Source organism: Staphylococcus pettenkoferi (assembly GCF_002902685.1).
Lineage (GTDB): Bacteria > Bacillota > Bacilli > Staphylococcales > Staphylococcaceae > Staphylococcus > Staphylococcus pettenkoferi.
In genome coordinates this window covers 1-6082 of record NZ_PPRN01000031.1, presented here as the reverse complement: position 1 = coordinate 6082, position 6082 = coordinate 1, and the positions used below count along the sequence as shown (strand labels likewise).

Below are 6082 nucleotides of genomic sequence, written 5' to 3'. Positions count from 1 at the left end.
CGAAATTAGTATCATGCTAGCAAGTTAAGCGAACACTGACATGATAAATTAGTGGTTAGCTATATTTTTTACTTTGCAACAGAACCTGCGTTCTTCTAACCATTTTGGAGTTTTCTCACGACTTATATATTGGCGTGACTTATTTATATTAGCCATTTGTGGTTGTCGTTTATTGTGAATGCGTTTCTCAGCGTCAAACGTAAACTCTAGCCATTCAATTTTGCGACCTTTTTTTGCCTTTATTTTATTGATATTAAGGTCGTTAAAAATAAAACCTAATTCTTTAATGATAGGGGCTAATACTTTTTGATTAATATGTGTCATACGGTAACTATTAGGAATATCTAATCGTTCTCTAAAATCCTCAATTTGAATTTTGAAATAGCCTGTGTGTTTATATTGTTTTAATAATCTAAACATATTTTTAGAGTATGTTGATTTAAGGTGTGTCATTTCTTTCAATTCAAACTTAGTAAAATCAGCTGTTATTTCATTTAAAACGTGCTTTAATTTAGGGTTAATACTAACAATTAATTTTTGTTCATCAACATCAACTTCATATCCTGTAAACAATACAAATTTTTTAAAAGATAGGCCACTTCGTTCAGTATAAGTTAAAGTTAACATCTTATCGTATACATGTTCTAAATCTTTAACAAAACGTTTTAATGAACGATGATAGTAATTACTTAAGTGACGTAATTCCTCAAAAGGGATAGTTAATTCTTTTATATCTTGTTCTTTTAACTTATTACAAAGACTAAAAAATATATCGATTTCTGTGCTAGTAAACTTACGTAAAGGAACTAAATTCATTTCATTTTGATAGACAACAGTTTCTCCAGACATGTTTATAAAGCCTCCTAAGCAATAAACAAAATTAGGACACTTAAAAAAATAATAGGTGTCTTAATAGTATGTAAATACTTTAATTTAAAACTATAATAACATCATTGTAACTACAAAGGCAACTTTTTTTAAAAAAGTTGCCTTTGTAGTTACAAAAAGTTGCCTTTAACCTTTCAAATCCTTTGTCGCTCTAAGGTTCAAATGCCTCCTAAAAAGGTTTTAAAAAGATTTATAAAAAGATATTAAAAAGTTCGGGGCAATTTACCCCTCACAAATTCAAAAGACAAAAAGGAAACCAACCATTTTTTATGGTTGGTTTTTATTATTTAAAAAACAATAAATGATATAACCTTAATGCATTATTCCAATTGCTTTATTGACATTGAGCCTCGGAACCCTTAATAAACCCTAAAACTGTCGACTCGTCGGGTTAATAGCTCACGCTATACCGACATTCGTCGTTACAGTTTAATTAAGGGTTCTTCTCAATACTCAATAAATTTTCTCGGCATAATAGCGTGTTCTATTCTTCATTTTCCTCTCTTTTACAACTTTTAATATCGGCATGATTAATAATGATAAAATAAACAATTGATTTCTAAGCTATTTTAAGCTTGATATAGCCTCTTTATTAAACTAAAATGTATTTTCCTGTCTATTTGATATTAAAGACGCTCATATGCCTTTAAAATGACATACATAAGTCCTCCAAATAAAACATAAGGGACAAGATAGAAAATAAGCATAAAATAACGCCATGTTGAATGGCCTGTTTTCAGGACATAGTTCAACCATTCGTAAAAATGTTGCACATCTAACCAGTCGCCTAAGGGACTTAAGACTAAAAATGTGACCATGACTAAAGCAATAATAAAAAACATCGCTGTAATGCCTTTGGTTAAACGATGAAACGCTTGATCATATTGTTTAACAGCTATTTCGTTGTGCTTGATACGTTCATCCATGGTTGCTTTATAATCGTTATTCGCTTGTTGCAGTTCTGCTTGATTGGTTTGTAACTGCTCAATCGCCTTATGTGTGTCTGTTTTTACATCTTTCAATTCTTCTTGGATGGCTGTTTGAAAATCTTGTTTTAAATTATCGTTATTAATGCGTTCAATATTGTGTTTCGCTACACTGATAAAACGCTTTTGTGTGATTTCAGTCGCTTGATTAAATTTCGAGGCCGTGGTCTCGATCGTTGTTAATAATTCGTCGTGACGCTTGTTTCGCTCGTTCTCTCTCTTCTCGATCTCTTCGAGCCTTTTCATCAGCAAGTCTTGCTGATTCTGCAGCTTGTCGGCTACGCTCAAGCTCATTTGTGTCTTGGGCGAATTGTTCCCAATCTGCTTGAGTGACGCCTGTATCTCGTTCAGTTGCTTCATCACGACTTGAAGTTGGTCGTTTGGGCTGGAATTCGATGTCTGAGTCTCGTTCTTGTTGTCTCCGTCGTTGAATTTGTCTTTCAAAGCCATCTTCGATCCCTCCTTTATTGTAATCTTCGCCGAGTTTACGCCCACGCACCTTTTTATCTTCGGCTAAGTGTCGATAGGTAATGCTTTTGGGTGTGACACGTTCAATTTCAATACCATGTTGGTTTAAATGGTCTTTGAATTCATTCATATTGGTGGCTTGTGATTGGTCTATCGCCTCTCTGATTTCATCTTTCCATGAATATTGGGCTGTTGATTTCGTATTAGGGTCAGCAATCGCTTTTTCTGTCTGCGTATAACGTAAGCGTGCTGTGTCCTTTTCTGGCACGCTTAAACCATGTTCTATGCAAACCTCATCATTGAAATTTCTGACATTACGTAACGCTTGTTTATTGTTATTGAATTTCTTACCTGTCTCGAGGTCAATGGAATTCATCACAATATGATTGTGTACATGGTCTGTATCGGCATGCGTATAGACCGCCACTTGATGATTCGGTGCGAGCTTTTCAGCGAGTGCTAAGCCTAATTGATTACATTGTTCGGGCGTGACTTCGCCAGGTTTAAACGATTGGATTATGACATGTCCTTGATTGCCATCGGTTTTACCATATAATTCACGTGAAGCTTTAAAACTCGATTTCGCATAGTCGACATCACAATTTAAGCCGCTTTTTTCAACGGCTCGTTTCTCAGCATAATTAATGGCCCGTGATGTTGATTTGGTGGCACTTAATTTAGTTGTTGCCATTGGTATCACGCTTTTTTTGTTTAGGAATAAAATGATCAATTAAAAGGCCACCGAAAGCACAAAATAAGAAACAGATGGTGATAAACCACCATTGTTTTAGGAATGAAAAATTAAAAAATAAAATGAAGATCATTAAAGATATAACAGTTAAAATCCAAATACCAAACAGCCATCTTCTTAATTTAGTTTGTTCCATACCTCATCTAACCTTTCACGTAATTCGCTGATATTACGTTCTAATGCTTTATAGTTCGGTGCTTCATGTTGGTGTTGGTTGCAATATTTCGCAATCTGATTCGCATTTGCGCCCAACATACTCAAATCTTTCGCTACCGATTGTCGCGTTGCTTGATCCAATTTGGGTGCGACCAATCGGGCGCCTTGTGCCTTTTTCTTAACGAAAGAAGGCACACTCATATTTAAAGTTTCAGCTGATTGTTGTAACTTTAAATATTCGGATTCGCTCACACGAAAACTGATTTGTTTTGGCTCCTTACGGTTGGGTTTACGGTTTCGCCCAACAGTTTCGTCGCTAGCCACAAATGTGTTTTGTTCGCTCATTATTCCCACCACGCTTTCTTCGAAAGATAACGCCTTTCTTACATTTTACTTTATAGGATAAAGTAAAATTAATCAAGTCGTTAAGTGGTTTGGCAAGCATTGGCTTTGCTAGCCATTAACATGGCAGACGCGCCAGCTTGTTGGGGATAATCCCCAAGCCCCTTAGGATTTTTTCTGACGAAAAAATAGTGGCTAATTGATAGCCACTATAAACAAGAAAAATCACCATCCTAAATAGTAATCACTATCCAACCATTCGGGTCTTTCTAATCCAAAATGTTCTTGTAACATTTTTTCTGCTGTTTTGAAAGCTCCTTCTGTCCAACCTTGATCATTTTAGTTAATGAAAATTGAATATAGGATAATGACACACTAAAAAATTAATAAATTTTATACGTTTGTCCAGTTTGAGCACCTTCAACACTTTTAATAAATGCATTTGCTACTTTATCAACTGGAACCGCTGTAAATCCTTTGAAGAATTCCCCATATTTATCTAAAGCTTCTTCAACGACATTAGGACTTACATTGTTAATTCTTAAACCATTTTTTAATTCTATAGCTGCTGATGTAACAAATCCTGCAACACCGCCATTTGCCATAGCTGCTGAAGAACCTAATAGAATAGGATCATCCATCATAATTCCGGAAGTTAAAGTAAAGCTACCGTTTTTATTTAAATAGTGTTGACCTATTAAAACAAGGTTTATTTGTCCTAATAATTTACTTTTTATAGCTACATTATTTTCTTCTAAACTAATATCTGATAGAGATTTGAAAGTTGCGCCTCCTGTAGCGCTAACAACAGCATCTATATCTTTAATATCTTTATACATTTGTTCTACTTCTGTTGGAGAGGTAATATCTAATTGATAGTCACCAGATTTACTGCCAACTTCAATAACTTCATGATTATTTTCTTTAAGTTTCTTAGATACACTTTTACCTATTGTGCCAGTAGCACCAATAACTACTATTTTCATTGTAATCCTCCTAATAAATACTGTTATTTTTGTAAGTTTTTTAGCAAAAATGAATATATTCGAAAGTTTACTATTAACACTTACATACTTAATGTAACATATACATTTATGAATTTATTCTGTAAAACATAGTATATTCAAGTAATGTTAATATTAAATAAGCTTATACATAGAATATACAAATTAACTACCCATAATATTTAATTATGTCAACTCAACACGAAGGGACAAACGCAGTCATTTCAGCGTTTGTCCCTTCGTTTTTGGATTATCGATTATTCATATTTTATACAGTCCCTTAACCACACGTTTTCATGCATTTTCAAATGCTGTTATTTTGTATTTTTATTCAGTTGAAGAGCGTCTATTTTTTAGACGCTGATTGTTTTACGCGTTGTTTTGTAACGAATATTAATATTGAAATTAAAATGTTTATAATACCAGCAATTAACATGACTAATCCAAAAAGACTAAATATGAAGTCAATGATTGGGATCTTGTGAGCGAGATATATTAAAAATCTCCCTATACCTATATAAAACATACTCCCTAAAATTGGAAAGATGAGAGGTATATTACTTTTTAATGTATTAGCGATTTCTTCATTTGTCTTTTTATTGAAGAGTAAAAGTGATACTGGGAGTAATAGCAATGTCATTTCAAAAAATAAGTCGGAAGTTAAATGAATAGCAAAACCATAACCTCTGAAGTAATTTCTAAATGCGATACATAACATAATGATTAAAACTGAGAAATCAAACTCTCTACTACTAATTTCATCTAAATCAAAGAAATTTAATTTAATCCGTTTCATCATATCATCCTTTCTATTAATAATTTATAATAGAAAGGCACTTCCGTGCACAAAGGAGGTGTGCATATGGCGTTAACGATACTCTCACTTGTTGGAACATTTATCTTATCTGTTATTGCTGGTGTAGTTGCGAACTACATTACAGATAACCTAAAAAGATAAATAAAAAACCCCACTTTGCTTTGGTCGGCAGTGGGGTTTTGACATATGGCGAACCATACTTCACTTGTTACCTTCAGTATACATCAGCAGATACTATTTGTAAAAATTCATCTACTTTTATTATTCTTCCCAATCGGTTTGGAGCTGTTTTAAAAAGGCTTCTCGTTCTTTCTCTAATTGTGGATCATACTCATTTTGTGTTTGTTTTTCATATGTGCGTTCTTCTAACCATTTTGGTGTTTTCTCACGACTGATATATTGTCGTGACTTACCTATATTCGTCATTTGTGGCTGTCGTTTACTGTGAATACGTTTCTCAGCATCAAAAGTAAACTCTAACCATTCAATTTTACGTCCTTTTTTTGCCTTTATTTTATTGATATTAAGATTATTAAAAATAAAGCCTAACTCTTTAATGATAGGGGCTAATACTTTTTGATTGGTTCTGTTGCAAAGTTGAATTTATAGTATAATTTTAACAAAAAGGAGTCTTCTGTATGAATTATTTCAGATATAAACAATTTAACAA

Annotated in this window: 6 protein-coding genes and 1 pseudogene; all 7 read right to left on the bottom strand. The window is 33.3% G+C overall.

Annotated elements, in window-relative coordinates; genetic code table 11:
* Positions 1 to 48: 48 nt before the first annotated feature.
* Positions 49 to 849 carry a replication initiation protein gene (locus CD126_RS06400; protein WP_103370214.1) on the bottom strand — a complete coding sequence of 267 codons (801 nt, stop codon included), beginning with the start codon at positions 847 to 849 and terminating at the stop codon, positions 49 to 51.
* Between the two features lie 665 nt (positions 850 to 1514).
* Complete coding sequence (locus CD126_RS06395; RefSeq protein WP_232620148.1) at positions 1515 to 2120, bottom strand: mobilization protein; 606 nt, start codon at positions 2118 to 2120, stop codon at positions 1515 to 1517.
* A complete protein-coding gene (locus tag CD126_RS06390; RefSeq protein ID WP_103370213.1) occupies positions 2023 to 3033 on the bottom strand; it encodes a relaxase/mobilization nuclease domain-containing protein in 1011 nt (336 codons plus the stop codon). The genes CD126_RS06395 and CD126_RS06390 overlap by 98 nt, the downstream gene beginning before the upstream one ends.
* 177 nt (positions 3034 to 3210) lie before the next feature.
* Positions 3211 to 3594: a plasmid mobilization protein gene (locus CD126_RS06380; protein WP_103370212.1), complete on the bottom strand. Its 384-nt coding sequence runs from the start codon at positions 3592 to 3594 to the stop codon at positions 3211 to 3213.
* Between the two features lie 380 nt (positions 3595 to 3974).
* On the bottom strand, positions 3975 to 4577 hold the full coding sequence (locus CD126_RS06375) for a short chain dehydrogenase (RefSeq protein ID WP_002502820.1): 603 nt from the start codon (positions 4575 to 4577) through the stop codon (positions 3975 to 3977).
* 364 nt (positions 4578 to 4941) lie between these two features.
* Complete coding sequence (locus CD126_RS06370; protein ID WP_002471088.1) at positions 4942 to 5391, bottom strand: hypothetical protein; 450 nt, start codon at positions 5389 to 5391, stop codon at positions 4942 to 4944.
* A 282-nt stretch (positions 5392 to 5673) separates the two neighbouring features.
* Positions 5674 to 5994, bottom strand: a pseudogene (locus CD126_RS06365) (RepB family plasmid replication initiator protein); the annotation flags it as partial.
* Between the last annotated feature and the right edge of the window lie 88 nt (positions 5995 to 6082).